The following is a 17444-nucleotide window of genomic DNA, read 5'->3' as shown; positions in this document are numbered from 1 at the left end:
ATATTGGCTGGCTTAGTGTCGGTTGCGAGAGTCGTTTTCCGCTGCTTTTCCATTACCCATTGCGTTATTTATCAAGAGTGGTTGACTGATTAGGAGGAACACGCACAATGGCTGAAGATCTTCTTGAAAAAGGTGCGATTATTCAAAGAGACAAAGAGACCTATGCCATCGCTCCCCACATTCCGGGGGGCATCATCACCGACTTTAACCTGTTGCGCAAGATTGCCGATGTGGCGGAGAAATACGGCGCTAAGGCGGTCAAGCTCACGTCGGCCGAGCGATTCGCACTGGTGGGGCTTCGCCCCCAGGACATCGACGCAGCCTGGAAAGACTTGGGTCTCTCTCCGGGAGCAGCCATCGGTCTCTGTGTGCGCTCGGTCAAGATCTGCCCGGGCACCACGTTTTGTCGCATCGGCATGCAGGATGCCGTTGGAGTGGGCCTCAAGCTGGACAGCAAATATCACGGCTACAGCCTGCCCTACAAATTCAAGATGGGCGTATCGGGATGCCCCAACAATTGCTCGGAATCTTCCATCAAGGACGTTGGGCTGGTGGGAATGGCCAAGGGCTGGCGCGTTCTGGCGGGCGGATTTGTATCCGGACTGAAACCGCGTTTGGCGGACGTGATTGCTTCCGGCCTGAATGACGACGAAGCCATGGCCCTGGTGGATAAAATTGTGGAATGGTATCAAGGGGCCGGCAAGGCGAAGCGTCTGGGGCGGGTGATCGATGAGATCGGCCTGACGACATTCATGGAACAACTTGGCCTGCCCGTGGGTCAAGACTGAGCAGGAAACATCTTCACCATGCCTCGCATGGTGAAGATGAATCGGCGATTGCCTTTGCCGTGTTCATTCTGAAGCCTGCACTTTGCTGAGACGGCGACATGAATGGGAGTCATGCATGATGGAACAGGAATTGGATCTCTCCATAGCGAGCCTGGGCGAATGCCGCATCCCGTCGCCCATGACGGGCGTGCAGTTTATCGATGGAATCAGGCACGTACTTTATCATTCCGATCTGGAAGAAGTGGGAAGCTATTTCAAATCGGGTAAAATGCCGCCTTTTTTTGAAATGGCGGGGCCAAGAGAGAAAATCTACTTTGATCCGTCCAAGCTCAAATGCGGCATCGTCACCTGCGGAGGCTTGTGCCCTGGGGTGAACGACGTCATCCGAGCCATTGTGCTGAGTTTGCACTTTCATTATGGAGTGCAAACGGTGTTTGGCTTCCGATATGGCTACGAGGGTTTGACCTACAAAAACGGGCATACGCCGCTGGAGCTCAGTCCCGCTGCAGTGAACGACATCCACCAGAAGGGCGGCACCATTTTGGGTTCATCGCGCGGTCCCCAGGACGTGGCCGAGATGGTGGATACGCTCGAGCGTTTGAATGTGGGCATACTTTTCACCATCGGCGGGGATGGAACCTTGCGAGGAGCTCAGGCCATCAGTCAGGAAATCGCTCGGCGCCATCTGAAGATTTCCGTCATTGGAATTCCCAAGACCATCGATAACGACATATCCAACGTGCAGAAGTCGTTTGGCTTCGAAACGGCGGTTTCGGAGGCCAGCAAGGTCATTTACGCCGCCAACAATGAAGCCAATGGAGCCTGGAACGGCATCGGGCTGGTCAAGCTCATGGGCCGGGAATCGGGGTTCATCGCCGCCTATGCGACCATGGCGACAAGCGAGGTGAACTTCTGTCTGGTGCCGGAAGTGCCCTTTTCTCTGGAGAGTCTTTTGAGTGCGTTAAAAACGCGGCTGGAAAAGCGCAGGCATGCCGTGATCGTCGTCGGTGAAGGGGCCGGGCAGGAGTTGATGCAGGCGACAGGTCGGACGGATGCGTCCGGAAACATAAAGCTGGGTGACATCGGTGTTTTCTTGAAAGAACAAATAACGAGCCACTTCAAAAATCTCGGCATGGACGTGACGCTGAAATACATTGATCCCAGCTACACCATTAGAAGCATGCCGGCCAATCCTCACGATTCGGTATTTTGTCTGCTGCTGGGCTACAACGCCGTGCATGCCGGCATGGCCGGACGAACCAGTATGGTGGTCGGTTTCTGGAAGAATGAATTTACCCATGTGCCCATTCCCATGGCGACGTGTGAGCGCAAACGCATCGATCCCGCGGGAAAGCTCTGGAGCAATGTGCTATCCTCCACGGGCCAACCGCGCAACATGCGCTAGCTGGGCAATGCTGCACCAGCCTGAGCTCAAAAGTCCATCCGGCTCATGCTCGACCAACAGTCCGGTGCATTCCGGCAGATCATTGTGATGGGGTCTTTTGCGTAAACAACCGGGTACTCATTTGGACATACTGAACAGTTCGCTCTTCGGGTTCCGACAGACCAGCAATTCTTTTCAAGGCGAACTTGACACCAGTGATGGATGGTTATGCCGGCACGGTCATGATGGTCCATCAGGAGTTTTTTATGCCCTTTGATCAACGCTATCTGGAAGCTGATCCGCATTGGTACAAGGACGCGGTCATCTACGAAACTCATGTCAAGAGCTTCTTCGATAGTGACGATGACGGCATCGGCGACTTCCGCGGCCTGATGCACAAACTCGACTATCTCAAGGACCTTGGCATTACGGCGCTGTGGCTGCTGCCATTCTACCCTTCGCCGCTGCGCGACGATGGCTACGACATCGCCGACTACTATGACGTACACTCAAACTACGGCACGCTGCGCGATTTCCGTGAGTTTTTGAAAGCGGCTCACTACCGCGGCATCCGCGTGATCACCGAACTGGTCATCAACCACACTTCGGATCAGCACCGCTGGTTTCAGAGAGCCCGCCGGGCAAAGCCGGGGACTTCTCTCAGAGATTTTTACGTATGGAGTGATACGCCGCGCAAATACTCAGATGCAAGAATCATTTTCAAGGACTTTGAAACCTCCAACTGGACATGGGATCCGGTGGCCAAGGCATATTACTGGCATCGCTTCTATTCCCATCAGCCGGATTTGAATTTCGATAATCCCCAAGTGCAAAAGGAAGTCATCAAAGTACTCGATTTTTGGTTCAGCATGGGAGTCGACGGGTTACGCCTGGATGCCGTTCCCTACCTGTACGAACGGGATGGGACCAACTGCGAGAATTTGCCTGAAACTCACGAGTTTTTGAAAAAACTGAGAAAACACGTGGAAAGTAAACACCAGGGCAAAATGCTGCTGGCGGAGGCCAACCAATGGCCCGAAGATGCAGTGGCGTACTTCGGCGCTGGCGATGAATGTCACATGTGCTTTCATTTCCCTATTATGCCTCGTATTTTCATGGCCTTATGGATGGAAGACCGGTTTCCCATTCTCGACATTCTCGATCAAACGCCGGAAATCCCGGAAACCAGCCAATGGGCTATGTTTCTGCGCAATCATGATGAGCTCACCCTGGAGATGGTGAGCGATGAAGAGCGCGATTACATGTATCAGGTGTATGCCAAGGATCAACACGCCCGGATCAATCTCGGCATTCGCCGTCGGCTGGCACCGTTGATGGGCAACAATCGACGTAAGATCGAATTGATCAACTTCCTGCTGTTTTCCTTGCCCGGCACTCCGATCATGTATTACGGCGACGAGATGGGCATGGGCGATAATTATTACCTGGGCGACCGCGACGGGGTGAGAACCCCAATGCAATGGAGCCCTGACAGAAACGCAGGATTTTCCAAAGCCAATCCGCAACGGCTCTATCTTCCTACCATCATTGATCCGGAATATCACTTTCAGGCCTTGAACGTGGAGAATCAGCAGGCAAATCTTTCCTCCCTCCTCTGGTGGACGCGCCGCGTGATCGCGATGCGCAAGCGTTTCAAGGCGTTTGGACGCGGCTCCATTGAATTTCCCTTTTCAGATAACCCCAAGGTTTTGGCATTCCTTAGAAAATATCAAGAGGAGACGATTCTTGTGGTGGCCAACCTGTCGCGCTTTTCCCAGGTGGTACACCTGGATTTATCGAGCTACGACGGGTATGAGCCCGAGGAGGTCTTCAGCAGCAACAAGTTTCCCCCCATCAACAAATCTCCCTATCTGCTGACCCTGGGTTTCAACGATTATTTCTGGTTTGTACTGCGCAAAGTCAGAGATGACCAACAACCGGCAGTCCTAAGACACCGAGGCGAGTTTGCCGTCGCACGGCACTGGCAGGAGTTCATCGAGGGGGAGCAGGGCGAAATCTTTCTCAAGACGGTTCTGCCGGAATATTTGAAGAGTTGTCGGTGGTTCAGCCGCAAAGCCAAGACCATTAGAGCCATCAATGTCGCTGAAGAGATGCTCATTTCACGGCAGAAGAGGGTTCCGGCCGCTCTGTTGTTGATCATTGAAGTGCATTTTACCGAAGGCGCGTCCGAGAGGTATCTGCTACCCATTTCCTATGCCACCGGGCGAGAGTCTCTCATGATTCAGCGGGAATTTCCTCATGCGGTAATCGCGCGACTGCGGGTCGGCGATCAGCAGGGCGTACTGTTTGACGGCGTGTATCATGAAGAGTTCAGGAACACGCTGTTGCGGGCTATTTCAAGCAGGCAGACAATCAAAGGAAAGCACGGCGAAATAGTCGTGCATCAAGGCAGACAATACAAGAGGTTACTGGGAGGGAAGAAGCTGCCGTTGCCGTCACAGGTCCTCAAAGCGGAACAGAGCAACACCTCGATAGTCTGCGAGAATACCTTTTTTATCAAGCTGTACCGGCAATTGGGCGAAGGAGCCAATCCGGATCTTGAAATATCCAGATTCCTCACTGAAAAAATCGCTTTTCTTTCTGTTCCCGCTTTTGCCGGAATTCTAGAGTATCATCGCCCCGTCGGCGAACCCATCCACCTCGCACTGGTTCAAGGCTTTGTCCTTAACGCGGGGGACGCCTGGACGTATACTTTGGAGTCGGTAAGGCAATATTTTGAGAAGATCCTGGCCAAGAGAGGGGCACTGGAGGCTCCCCAGATATCCGGGTCTCCATTCGAAAGGACGGCACAGTCTGAGTCTTCACAGCTCAAGGAATACATCGGTGAGTTTTACCTGGAAATGATGGGGCTGCTGGGTAAGCGAACCGGAGAGCTCCACCTGGCGCTGGCGTCGGAAAGCGATGATCCTGCATTTGCTTTGGAGCCCTTTTCCAAACTTTACCAGCGATCGGTTTATCAGTCCATGCGCAACATAACCCGCAGAGCCATGCAGGATCTCAGGAAGAGCTTGGGGAAACTGCCCGAGCAACTGCGCGAAAAGGCACTGATCATTGTTGAATCGGAACGGGAAATCCTGAACCGGTTAAGGCGGATTACGGAAAAAAAGATAGAGGCCGTGAAGATACGTATCCATGGCGACTACCACTTGGCCCAGGTGCTTTACACCGGTAATGACTTCATGATCATTGACTTCGAGGGGGAGCCGAGCCGGCCACTATCCGAGCGCAGAATCAAGCGATCGGCCTTCAGAGATATAGCCGGCATGGTTCGTTCTTTTCATTACGCCGTCCGCAGTGCCCTTACCCGGCATCCCGCCATCCGCGAAGAGGACATCGCGGTGCTTGAGCCATGGATACAGCCATGGTACTTGTGCGTGAGCCGGACCTTCTGGAGATCCTATCTGGAAACTGTGGGACAGGCGCCATTTGTTCCCACCAACCCGGAAGAACTGGATATCCTGCTGCAGTGTTTCCTGCTGGAAAAAGCGGTCTACGAGCTTGGCTATGAGTTGAACAACAGACCCGAGTGGGCTTCGATTCCCATGAGCGGGATCATGCAGATTTTAACGCACATGTAACGTGTGATTCACCGCAACACCCAAGAATTTCTGATTTTTTAACTGGATCCCCGGCCGGCGGCAGCGCCGCTGAGTGGCTCTGCAGGGGGACAAATAACACTTGTCGGCAGCTCGGGTGTTATGCGATAGAATGCGATTCGAATCAGTCGCTTGAGAGATCATTGGGGTCCACACTGGATGTAGAAATCGGAGGGGTCATGAAGAAGTTCTTGATTTACGGTTTCCTGTTGGGTTGCTGCTTTCTCCCACATTACACATTGGCTGAAGAAGTCGTCAGGATCGGTCTTCTCGGGCCAATGAGCGGGCCGTTGGCCGAGGAGGGAAAGCAGATGAAGGAGGTCGCGGAACTGGTTGCCGCCAATCTGAATGCACAAGGAGGGGTGTTCGGCAGGAAAATCCAGATGGTTATCGCAGACGATCAGGGAACCGTTGAAGGGGGCAAAACCGCTGCTCGGCAATTGACCGGCCAGCGGGTGGCGGCAGTAATTGGGAGCTACTCCTCCGCGGTTACCGATGCAGTTCAGGGAATCTTCAGCCAAGCGGGGATACCGCAAATCAGCAACGCCTCTACTGCAGTGCCATTATCACGCAAAGGCATAAAAACCTTTTTCCGGATCTGTTCGAATGATGAAGATCAAGCGCAGGCCGCGGTCGAAGCGATCCTTGAGGGAAACTACAAGAGGGTCGCTATCCTGCGCGACAGCACCCTCTACTCCAAGGGCCTGGCCGATAACACTCGATCCCTGTTGGAACAAAGGGGGATCCAAATCGCCTTTGATGAATTTCTACCGACCGACCACGGCAAATACAGAGAAAAGCTTGTGCAAATGCGAGAAACAGATCCTGATGTGATTTTTTTTGCCGGTTACTATCCGGAAGCCGCCGTCCTGCTGCGACAGAAAAGAGAACTGAGATGGCAAGTGCCTATTATCGGCGGTGATGCTTCTAATAATCCGGACCTCATCAACATTGCCGGGAAAAAGGCCGCCCGGGGTTTTCAATTTTTGAGCCTGCCTCGGCCGGAAAATCTACCTTCCCTCAAAGCCAAAGAGTTGCTCTCTCAATTCAGAAGTGAGTACGGGCGCAGGGTCAGTTCCATCTACGCAGTGCTGGCAGGAGACGCCCTGGGTGTGATCGCCGTTGCCATGGATCAGACCCGGTCGACCGACGGGGGCATGCTGGCAAATTACCTATTGCACGACCTCAAAGACTATGAAGGATTCACCGGTCAGATATCCTTCGATAAGGATGGCGACCGGGAAGGTCAGATTTTTGTCGAGTATCAGTATGACGCAAGAGGAAAAGCCGCATTGCTGCTTTAGTGGATATGAGGCATGGTGAATACCCCGGAAAAACCGGAGCTCCACTGGAATCGAAAAGAGCACGACAATCTGATACTTCGCCTTGCAGGCATGTGGCGTATTGGCAAAGCCATTCCTTCGTCGGAGCAAGTTAAGAAAGAGATCGAAGGCAGCTCGGACCTGCGCCGAATCTCCTTCGACACAGAGCGGCTGCTGGCTTGGGACAGCTCATTGCTGACCTTTCTGGTCCAGCTCGAGAAAGAGTGCCGAGACCGTGCCATTGAAACCGACAGGGAGGGATTGCCGGAAGGGGTGCAGCGACTTCTGAATCTGGCTACGGCGGTCCCGGCAAAAAAGGATGCGCGCCGTACCTCGGCAAAGGAATCGTTGCTTCGGCGGGTCGGCAGGCAAGTCTTGGATTTCGGTCATGGCAGCATGGAAATGCTTGCTTTCATCGGTGAAGCCTTTTTGGCACTTTTAAAATTGATGAGTGGTCGAGCTCGCTTTCGCCGTTCTGACTTGTTTTTGTTCATGCAGCAGAGCGGGGCTCAAGCGTTGCCGATCGTATCGCTTATCAGTGTATTGGTGGGGCTCATTCTAGCTTTTATAGGCGCCGTCCAGTTGGCTCTGTTCGGAGCGCAGATTTATGTGGCCAGCCTGGTGGGAATATCCATGATTCGTGTGATGGGCGCCGTGATGGCCGGTGTCATCATGGCAGGTCGCACTGGGGCTGCGTTTGCTGCACAGCTGGGGACCATGACCGTCAATGAAGAAATTGATGCCCTGACAACCCTCGGTATCTCGCCCATGGAATTTCTGGTATTGCCGCGCATGCTTGCCCTCTTTTTCATGATGCCGCTGCTCTGTATCTACGCCGACCTCATGGGAGTTCTTGGTGGGCTCATAGTCGGCGTGTACATGCTCGACCTCAATTTTTGGGAGTATGTCAATCAGACGCGTGCAACCGTTGCCTTGAGCAATTTCTGGATAGGGCTGACCCATGCGGCGGTGTTCGGGATACTGATTGCTCTTTCCGGCTGCCTGAGAGGAATGCAATGCGGAAGGAGCGCATCGGCGGTGGGTTTGGCCGCCACTTCGGCAGTCGTCACGGGAATCGTGAGTATCGTCGTTGCGACCGCGATCATAACGGTTATCTGCGACATACTGGGCGTTTGAGATCACCAGGCAGGTCGGGTTTTGCTGCAAAGTTCCATCCAATCGGCATCGAATAGGCCAAGCATGAATGATTCACAGCCTGTCATCGAAGTTCGGGACCTCACCATGGCCTATGGCAGCTTTGTTCTACAGCGGGACCTCAATTTCATCGTCAAACGTGGAGATGTCTTCATCATCATGGGCGGCAGCGGATGTGGGAAAAGCACCCTGCTGCGGCACCTGATCGGACTCAAGGCACCCGCCCGGGGCAAGGTCTTGTACGGTGACGTGAGCTTCTGGGAACTCGATCCAACCGAACGGAAGCGCATGATGCGCGGATTTGGCGTTATGTATCAAAGCGGTGCATTGTGGAGCTCGATGACCCTGGCAGAAAACATTTCGCTGCCCCTCGAGGAGTACACCACACTCAGTTCCAGGCAGATAGATGAGATCACCGCGCTCAAGCTTGCCCTGGTCGGACTGGCAGGATTTGAGGACTATTATCCGGCTGAGATCAGCGGCGGCATGCGCAAGCGCGCGGCTCTTGCCAGAGCCATGGCGCTGGACCCCGATATTCTTTTCTTTGATGAGCCTTCGGCCGGCTTGGACCCGATCAGTGCGCGGCGCCTGGATGAACTGATTCTGGAGTTGCGCGACAGTCTTGGAGCAACCATTATCGTGGTGACGCACGAGCTCGCCAGCATTTTCGCCATAGGGAACAACTCGGTATTTTTGGACGCGGACAGCAAAACCATGATTGCCAGCGGCGACCCGCACCGACTGTTAACCGATTGCGAACACCCAACGGTGCAGAATTTTTTGACGCGCGGCCAAGACATGCGGGGTAATGGTGCGGAATCATAACGCAATGAAGGTGCGGATGTTACCATGAGCAAGAAATCAAACCCGGCGGCTATCGGCGCTTTTGTGATTGGCGCCGTTATTTTGATCGTAGCGGCAATTGTTGCTTTTGGCAGTGGTCGATTCTTCAAACAGACTCAAAAGTATGTCCTGTTCTTTGAAGGCTCCGTGAATGGACTCGCTGTGGGGGCTCCGGTGGCTTTTCGGGGAGTGAGAATCGGCTCAGTTACGGACATTCGAGTCCTGTTTGACGGGAAGGACCTCTCCCTGAAGATTCCCGTTTTCATTGAAATTGACCCGAGTCGAATTCAAGAAGTCAACAGTGACGATGCCGTCAAGGAACTGGGCACACGCAAACTTATAGATATTCTGCTCGATCACGGGCTCAAGGCACAACTGGGAATGCAGAGCCTGGTGACCGGACAGTTGTATGTTAACCTGGATTTTCATCCACAAAAACCTGCCCGGCTGGTAAAAAGGGTGAGCGAATATCAGGAATTGCCGACCATCCCCTCCCCCATCGAGGAAATCTCGAGAACCATCGAGACGCTTCCCTTGGATGACCTTGCAAATAAGCTTTTGTCAGCCATTGAGGGGATAGAAAAAGTGGTGAACTCTCCTGAATTGAAAACCACCATGAAGTCCCTTGAAGAGGCCATCATAGAAGCAAAAAACGCGTTGAAGAACATAGGCCGGCAGGTCCAGCCCTTGTCCATGAACCTGGAGGAAACCCTGGGTGACGCGCGCAAGCTGCTGCAAAATATGAACGCACGGGTTAATACACTGATGTCCGGCATTGAAAGGACCGTCAGTGATACGAGATCTACCGTGAAAAATATTGATAAGCGCATTGATCCACTGGTCGGCACTATTCAGGAAACATTCATTGCGACCCGAGCCGCCTTGAAGCAGGTCAACGCAACCCTGGAGGGAATAGAAGGAGCAACGGGCGAAGGCTCCGTGCTGCACTACCAGGTCACCAAGACGTTACAGGAATTGTCTGCTGCAGCCAGGTCCGTGCGCATTCTGACAGATTACCTTGAGCGCCACCCGGAAGCTTTACTGCGGGGAAAAAGCAAATGAACTCGGAGGGATATTAAATGATTCGCATTCCATATGCGCGCTCGACAATAGTGGTTCTTGCCGCACTGACATCGTTCCTGGGAGGTTGTGCCAGCACCCGGCATGCGAATTTCTATACTCTCCAACCCATCCCCAGCGCGCAGAAACCGCCGGCGCAGCCTGCCGCTCCCGGCTTCCTTTCCCTTGGAGTGGGCCCGGTTCAATTCCCGGACTATCTTGACCGGCCACAAATCGTCACACGGATTGGTGCCAACGAAGTCAAAATCACCGAATTCGAAAGATGGGCGGGAGATCTGAACGCCAATTTCACCAACACTTTGGCTGAAAATCTTTCCATTCTCCTCGGCGCCGACCGGGTATCCACCTACCCGTGGCAACATTCGGCAAAAGTCAACTATCAGGTAACACTGGATATTCTCCAATTCGACGGAACCCTGGGTGAGCATGCCGTGTTGATTGCTCGCTGGACGATCTATGGCAGGGACGGCAGAAAGAGCCTGTTCACAAACAAGTCTACCTTGAGGGTCCCGGTTGCCGGTTCTGGTTATCAGGATTTAGTCTCGGCCGAAAACCGGCTGGTCACCGAGTTGAGCCGCGAGATCGCGGCACGGATCGCTGTGCTTGCACGAAATGAACCGGCCTATCCGGAATGATTTCTGGTGGCCCATGCTCATTTTTTTGCTCCTCTCCTCCTGGCCCTGTCTGAGCAATCCCGTCATGCCAATGATTTATTTTCATTATTTTCATGATAGGCTGCATCCTCATGTGGCAAGGTGCCGACAGGTGTTATATTGTCGGTTGACATGGTGGGAATGTTCGGAAAACGATGTGAGAACGTGCCTCAAACGACGAAACATGATAAATTCCGTGCGGCTGAGAATAAGCGAGAGCAAAGGAGCTGCGACGATCTACAATGACAGAAAACGATAATATCCGCCGTTTATCCAATGGCGACAAGGAAGTCATCCTGGTGGGGACCGCCCATGTTTCCCGTCAAAGTGTCGAACTGGTTGCGCAAGTCATCGAACAGGAACGACCGGACACCGTCTGCATTGAGCTTTGCCAGGCCAGGTATCAATCCATCGTCAGTAAGAAGGAATGGCAGGAGACGGATCTTTTCAGGGTGATCAAAGAGAAGAAGGCGTTCCTGCTGCTGTCCAATCTTTTTCTCGCCTACTTTCAGAAGAAGATCGGTCAGAAAGTCGGGATTACCCCCGGCCAGGAGATTCTGCAAGCCATTGCATCTGCTGAAGGTATAAACGCTCATGTGCAGCTGGTGGATCGCGATGTGCGGGTTACGCTTTTACGAGCCTGGCGATCCATGGGATTTCGATCAAAATTTAAGTTAATGGGTCACCTTTTGGCCTCTTTCAAGGATTTGGATGATATCACCGAACAAGAGATAGAAAGGATGAAGAACAAAAATGTGCTGGAAGAGCTCCTCACAGAACTTGGGGAAACATTCCCCGAGATCACCAGAGTTCTCATTGACGAAAGGGACCGCTTCCTCGCCCACATGATTCGCTCGGCGCCGGGCAGTAAGATCGTTGCCGTGGTGGGAGCCGGTCACGCGCAGGGGATCCGAAAATATTGGAACGATCCCATTGATATCGAAGATCTGAAAGAGATACCGCCCGCCGGCAAGCTGAAGGGGTTTTTCAAATGGGGGATACCAATTTTGATCCTGAGCCTGATCGTGCTTGGTTTTTTTAAGGCAGGCAGCAGTGCAGGCTCTCATATGATTATGCTGTGGATCGTCGCCAATGCAGCCCTGGCAGGCGTTGGAGCGGCAGCGGCGTTGGCTCACCCGTTGACCATCGCTTCGGCCATGGTCGCATCCCCCATCACGTCCCTCAATCCCATGATTGCGGCAGGCTGGGTTTCCGGCTTGGTGGAAGCGCTGCTCGGCAAGCCGCGCGTGATCGATTTTGAAAACCTGACCGAAGATCTTGCCTCCCTCAAAGGATTCTGGAAGAATAAGATCACCAAAATTTTGCTGGTCACCGTCTTTACCAATATTGGCAGTTCACTGGGGACCTTTGTGGCAATCCCCCTGATGCTGAAAATGCTCGCCTGAAAAACCAACGGCCAAGGCTTATTGAGGGCAACAGCAAACATACCCTAACCGGGTATTCATTCAACCCGGCTTGAGCAACAGAGGGCCGTGAGGGACCGCGATGAGTGATGCACAACCGCAGCCGGATCGCAACACCGTGGAGCTCTGGAAATATGTCAGCCTGGATCAATATGTGCGCCCCAAATCACCTGCCGGAGAAGCGGTTCGCAAGGGTTTCCTGGGCCTGTGGGATAAGCTGCAAAAAGGTCTCACCGGAAATGACGGCAACGACGGATCCGTGGACCATCCTTACGTGGATCAAGCGCTGCTGCACAGCGTGCCTCAGCAGCTATTGGATGATGCGGCACCGGAACCCAACTGGAACGATTTGACAGTCGCTCTCGATGAAGCTCTGGAGGAACGCTTCCTCAATGGTTCTCCAGCTTCACACGTGCAGTTTGTCGTCCTGCCTTCGTGCAGCGGAACGGACGGTGTTTTGCTGCACTGGTCCTTGATAAAAAAGTGGCAAATCATTACCCCGCCGGATCCCGCAGAAATTTTTCACGGTGGCCAGGAATCACTGGCTCCGCTCCGGATCAGCTCGTCGGAGAATTTTGTGATCCCGCATTTGGAGCGCTGGTATATGCGGCATCACGACGGGTTGACAGTCATCCGCAAATTGATCGCTTTGCTCGCTGCCCGTGCCCCCCGCTGTGTGATAGGAGTCAACAGCTGGTCCTGGGCGTATTTGAATAAGGTGTTGAATCTTGGCACCTATTTTCAAACGCCGCTCATCTTGCAGGCGCTCGATCAGCAACGCTTGACGACATGGCTTAAGGGGCTGGCCGGCAGAACAGGCCGAAAGATTTTTGTGTTCCGCCAAACCGACAACGGCAATCTGGTTTTGCCCCTGCCTTCGTCCCTCATTCAGCCGGACACCAACGAATCCGCGCAGCAACAGATGCTGGAAGATTCGGTTTCGGCAAAAACCACCAAATTCACTTGGCACCTGGCAAGCTATGCGCGAGGCATTCCGCTGGTTGCATGGGCCATCTGGCGCTATTGCCTGCGTTCCACACAACCCGCCTTCACGGCCGATGAAGACGACAAACTGGCAAAAGCATTGCGTTCTGACGATGAGCACACGGTATGGCTGAAACCGTGGTCCGCAACGGAACTTCCTGCCATGCCCGGCAAAACCAACAACATTCACATCTTCACACTGCATAATTTGTTGCTTCACGGGCAGTTGGAGATCGAGTGGCTGGCCCACCTGTTGCCCTTCTCCACGGCGGACCTTCTCACTACTCTGAAACAACTGGCATCGCTGCAGCTCATTGAACTGGAAAAAGGAATGTGGCGCGTTGCGCCGTTGGGGTACCCTTCAATCAGAAATTTTCTGCAGCGTGAAGGCTACCTGTTGGATTCTTTTTGAACCTGCCCATTGGAGCCAGGCCGGCTGGATTTCCGGCAACCATTAAAGCGGCTTGCAAAACCGCGCAAGGTCTTACCGCAGACGGAAAAGCTCAGCATGGTCTGGTTTGCGGATCAGGCCGGAGAGCACTGATGGCCAGGCCGGGAGGACCCCATGAACGCCGATAAAAGTGTGCTGCAAATCTTCAAAGATGTGGGAATGATCGAACTTATGCAAATTCTGGCAGTCGTTCTGATGGCCTGGATGATCATTCAAGTAGTCAAACGCTTCCTTCCCTGGGTTGCCCAAGTATCTCCCAGTCGCTTTCGCTTCCACATTCTCCCGTTGATTCCGATACTGCGGCTGTTGATTCTGATTGCGGCGGTTGTCTTGATTGTTTTTATCCTCACGGGAGCCACTTTTCAAAAGATCGCTGCCGTTGCGGGTGCACTCGCCTTCGCGGTAGGATTCGCATTCAAGGGGTACATCACGAGTCTGGCTGCTGGAGTGATCGCCATCTACGAACATCCCTATCGCCCCGGCGACTGGGTCAAAATCAATGACGCCTACGGTGAGGTCAAGTCAGTGGAAACCAGGGCCTTGCACCTGGTTACGCCGGATGACACCATGGTCACTATCCCTCACAACAAAATATGGGAGAGCAGCGTTTATAATGCCAACGATGGTCAAAGAGAACTGATGTGCGTGGCTCACTTTTACCTGCATCCGGAGCACGATGCAAAATCGGTGCGCCACAAGCTGGAAGATGTGGCACTGACCAGTCCGTACCTGCAACTGGAAAGGCCGGTGGTGGTCGTCTTGAAGGAAGAACCCTGGGGTACTCACTACCAGTTGAAAGCCTATCCCGTTGACAGCCGAGATCAATTTCAGTTCATCAGCGATTTGACGGTGCGTGGCAAAGACGCATTGGGCAAAATGGGCATTGCCCCGGCGGCGGTGGTCTTGGCTGCTGTGAACAGCGGCTAGGAGCGGTCACTGTATGCCTTGCCGCTGTTACCCCCAGTTCCGTAGCGCCAAAGGCCGATCAATTGAGCTCAATGGAAAGGATGTCAGAATCATTTTCACCGTCCAAGCAAAGGAGTGGCCGGATGCAAATTTTAAACCCCAGAGGATCAAGGCTTTTCCCGGTTTTTTCATTGGTTCTCGCCGTCAGTTTACTCCTGCCGGTATTTAGCAGGGCGGCTGAATTGAAGGAGGAATACAAGTTGACCCTCAATGTCGGCCCTTCCTATTACTGGGGTATGGGAGCAACCCGGTTCGTTGAACTGGTCAAAGAAAAAACCAAGGGAAAAATCAATATTAAGCCCTACTACAGCAGCACCCTTCTCAAGGGGGCTCAGCTCAAATCACCGCAGATGGTTGCCAAGGGTGTCATCGATTGTGCTTACGAATCCACCATCAATTCATCCACTGTCATTCCTGAAATGAACGTGTTCTCCCTGCCGTTTTTTATCAATACCTACGAGAACCTGGATAAACTGGAAAATGGCAAGACCGGAGAAGCCATCTTTGCCGCCATGGACAAGATCGGTCTTAAGGGGCTTGCCTGGGCGGAGAATGGATTTCGCCAGGTCACCAACAGCAAGCATGTTATAGAGGAGCCGAGCGATTTGAATGGATTGCGCATCCGGGTTGTCGGCAGTCCTGTTTTCATAGACATTTTTCGCCAGTTGGGGGCAGATCCTGTCAATATGAACTGGGACAATGCGGTGGCCGCTTTCCAGCAGAATGTGGTCGACGGTCAGGAAAATCCGGTCGGGATCCTGGTGCCGTCAAAGATCTGGCAGTATCACAAATTCATCACCTTCTGGAACTACCTGGTGGATCCGGTGATCATCTATTGGAATAAAGAACAATGGGAGGCATTTTCACCTGATATACAAAAGGCCGTCTTGGAAGCAGCTCAGGAGTCGGCCAGGTTTGAAAAGGCTCTCTGCCGCGCCGGGATGGACGGGGGTAAGTCCATCATGATTTTGCGGAATGAATTCAACTACACCATGGAGTTTCCTGATCCGCTGAAACTCTTTAAAGAAAACGGCATGACCGTTACCTTTCTTACGGATGCTCAGATCAAAGCATTCAGGGAGGCGACCAGGCCCGTCTACGAAAAATGGGTGCCACAGATAGGGCAGGAGTTGTACGACAAGGCATTGGCCGACATGCAGCGATAAACGGGGTTAAGGCTTCGAGGGATGCCCTTCGGATTGGCTGCTCCCGGGGGCAGTGCCATAATTACTGCAAGTGTGTGGCCAGCGACGCCCATTCTGGTGCCTGGTTACGGGCAGCGCCTGGTGGAGAGCGTAAGCATTGGATTATTTTCAGTTCATCATTTTAGTTAAAATGCTGGTGAGCATCGTCATGGTGGTCCTGCTGTCGGTTCTGGCAGAACTGGTCAGTCCCAGGTTTGCCGGGGTGCTCTCGGGCTATCCGCTGGGAGCTGCCATCAGTTTGTTCTTTTTCGGCTATGAATTGAGTCCTGAATTTGCCGCCGATAGCGCCGTTTACACTTGCGTCGGCCTGGTGGCGACTCAGGCTTTCGCCTACCTCTACTATCAAGTCTCCATCCGAGCGGGCCGACTGGATAAACCGCAAAACATCATGCTCGCCTCTTCCATGTCGCTCTGTGGATATTTTTTGGTTGCCGTGACCCTCCGCCCGCTTGAGCCTAACCTGCTATTGGCCGTCACGCTGCCGGCAGCTTCCATCGTTTTGTTCGTTGCCTTATTCAAGAGGGTGGACAATGTCAGAATCCGCCAGCGAGTCGCTTTAAACCCGCAGGTGCTGTTCATGAGGTCTTTGGCTGCAGCTTTCTTTATCGTGGTCATCACTTCTACGGCGAAATGGGTCGGCCCTTCCTGGGCCGGCCTTTTTTCCGCATTTCCCGTGACCATGCTGCCCCTGGTAGTCATCATTCATGTGACCTACGACCCCGAACACGTCTACGCCATCCTCAAAAACGTCCCCAAAGGCATAGGGTCACTGATTGTCTACTCCGTTGCCGTCCACCTGCTCTATCCCGCCTATGGGATATACCTGGGAACCCTGCTGGCCTATCTTCTTGCCACACTGTACCTGGTGCTTCTTCATGTCAAGGGCGGCGCGCCGCGGCTGCTCTCGACGCTGCAATCAAGGACAACCCGATCGTCGTGAACAGCGCCGCATCAGCCAAGCTGCTCGGCTTCGGTTTTGCTGAGAACCCGCCTGGCCTCGACCAACTTTTTGTAGAGCGTTTCCAGCTTGGCAGGATTTTTGGCAATCAATGCCTTGAGCAAATCGCCTTCCAGTTCTGCAACTTCCAGCCGTTCGTAATAATCCAGCGATTCCTTGAGATGGGCCAGTACGATTTTTCCTGTCAGTATGGGATGATTGTTGGTTACATTGGCATCCTTGAAACGAGTGCCGTGTTCCAGCTCTACTTCGAGACCCAGGCGAAAGCTTTCGGGATCTATGTTCATTCCTTCACGGTTGACTTCCGCCAGAATCACCTTCGCCTCCTCGGGCAGCACTTTCGAGTCACCCAGAGCGGACCAGTCCCGCACACCAAGTTCTTTACAAACCCGCTTCACTTCTTCTACCGTCACGTACTCAGGAATTTGCATATTGCCTCCTTACGACTAAGTCTCTCCCTGTGACCTTCACATTCGTCTTCGCCCATCAAGCCAAAGGAACCACCCGTGATGCCGTTTACTCCAACAATAAGATCAATTTCCGCCGTCCTGTAAAATATGGCTTCCAAGCTAATGGTTTTGGTGTAGATTGGTCGAGTCACGCGTTTCGCATGA

At 53.2% G+C, this 17444-nt stretch carries 14 protein-coding genes; 13 read left to right on the top strand and 1 reads right to left on the bottom strand.

The annotated features are described in order from the left end of the window. Positions 1 to 107: 107 nt before the first annotated feature. The 13 genes from K1V27_RS06965 to K1V27_RS06905 all read left to right on the top strand — a co-directional run bounded on the left by K1V27_RS06965 (position 108) and on the right by K1V27_RS06905 (position 16812). A complete protein-coding gene (locus K1V27_RS06965) occupies positions 108 to 788 on the top strand; it encodes a ferredoxin-like domain-containing protein (protein ID WP_258928898.1) in 681 nt (226 codons plus the stop codon). Positions 789 to 903: 115 nt separating this feature from the next. Then, complete coding sequence (locus tag K1V27_RS06960) at positions 904 to 2193, top strand: ATP-dependent 6-phosphofructokinase (RefSeq protein ID WP_258928897.1); 1290 nt, start codon at positions 904 to 906, stop codon at positions 2191 to 2193. Positions 2194 to 2390: 197 nt separating this feature from the next. After that, positions 2391 to 5771: a maltose alpha-D-glucosyltransferase gene (treS, locus tag K1V27_RS06955; protein ID WP_258929064.1), complete on the top strand. Its 3381-nt coding sequence runs from the start codon at positions 2391 to 2393 to the stop codon at positions 5769 to 5771. A gap of 197 nt (positions 5772 to 5968) precedes the next feature. Then, entirely contained in the window at positions 5969 to 7093 is a 1125-nt protein-coding gene (locus K1V27_RS06950) for a branched-chain amino acid ABC transporter substrate-binding protein (RefSeq protein ID WP_258928896.1), read from the top strand. A 12-nt stretch (positions 7094 to 7105) separates the two neighbouring features. Then, positions 7106 to 8248, top strand: coding sequence for an MlaE family ABC transporter permease (locus tag K1V27_RS06945; RefSeq protein ID WP_258928895.1), 1143 nt, complete (start codon positions 7106 to 7108; stop codon positions 8246 to 8248). 63 nt (positions 8249 to 8311) lie between these two features. After that, entirely contained in the window at positions 8312 to 9091 is a 780-nt protein-coding gene (locus K1V27_RS06940; RefSeq protein WP_258928894.1) for an ABC transporter ATP-binding protein, read from the top strand. Between the two features lie 24 nt (positions 9092 to 9115). Continuing rightward, the gene (locus K1V27_RS06935; protein ID WP_258928893.1) at positions 9116 to 10171 is read left to right on the top strand and encodes an MlaD family protein; all 1056 of its coding nucleotides are present in this window, start codon (positions 9116 to 9118) and stop codon (positions 10169 to 10171) included. 17 nt (positions 10172 to 10188) lie between these two features. Next, on the top strand, positions 10189 to 10824 hold the full coding sequence (locus K1V27_RS06930; RefSeq protein WP_258928892.1) for a PqiC family protein: 636 nt from the start codon (positions 10189 to 10191) through the stop codon (positions 10822 to 10824). Positions 10825 to 11084: 260 nt separating this feature from the next. Then, entirely contained in the window at positions 11085 to 12248 is a 1164-nt protein-coding gene (locus K1V27_RS06925; RefSeq protein ID WP_258928891.1) for a TraB/GumN family protein, read from the top strand. 100 nt (positions 12249 to 12348) lie between these two features. Next, entirely contained in the window at positions 12349 to 13662 is a 1314-nt protein-coding gene (locus tag K1V27_RS06920) for a hypothetical protein (protein WP_258928890.1), read from the top strand. A gap of 153 nt (positions 13663 to 13815) precedes the next feature. Further along, the gene (locus K1V27_RS06915; protein WP_258928888.1) at positions 13816 to 14628 is read left to right on the top strand and encodes a mechanosensitive ion channel family protein; all 813 of its coding nucleotides are present in this window, start codon (positions 13816 to 13818) and stop codon (positions 14626 to 14628) included. Between the two features lie 122 nt (positions 14629 to 14750). Next, entirely contained in the window at positions 14751 to 15833 is a 1083-nt protein-coding gene (locus K1V27_RS06910) for a DctP family TRAP transporter solute-binding subunit (RefSeq protein ID WP_258928886.1), read from the top strand. Positions 15834 to 15969: 136 nt separating this feature from the next. Beyond that, positions 15970 to 16812 carry a hypothetical protein gene (locus K1V27_RS06905; RefSeq protein ID WP_258928885.1) on the top strand — a complete coding sequence of 281 codons (843 nt, stop codon included), beginning with the start codon at positions 15970 to 15972 and terminating at the stop codon, positions 16810 to 16812. An 11-nt stretch (positions 16813 to 16823) separates the two neighbouring features. Here K1V27_RS06905 and K1V27_RS06900 read toward each other — a convergent pair whose 3' ends face one another. Next, positions 16824 to 17261 carry a DUF5661 family protein gene (locus K1V27_RS06900; RefSeq protein WP_258928884.1) on the bottom strand — a complete coding sequence of 146 codons (438 nt, stop codon included), beginning with the start codon at positions 17259 to 17261 and terminating at the stop codon, positions 16824 to 16826. Positions 17262 to 17444 lie beyond the last annotated feature (183 nt).

Origin of the sequence: Desulfoferrobacter suflitae, from assembly GCF_022603395.1 — a bacterium.
Lineage (GTDB): Bacteria > Desulfobacterota > Syntrophobacteria > Syntrophobacterales > Syntrophobacteraceae > Desulfoferrobacter > Desulfoferrobacter suflitae.
The sequence above is the reverse complement of the archived record's forward strand: the minus strand, read 5'-3'. Positions and strand labels throughout refer to the sequence as shown.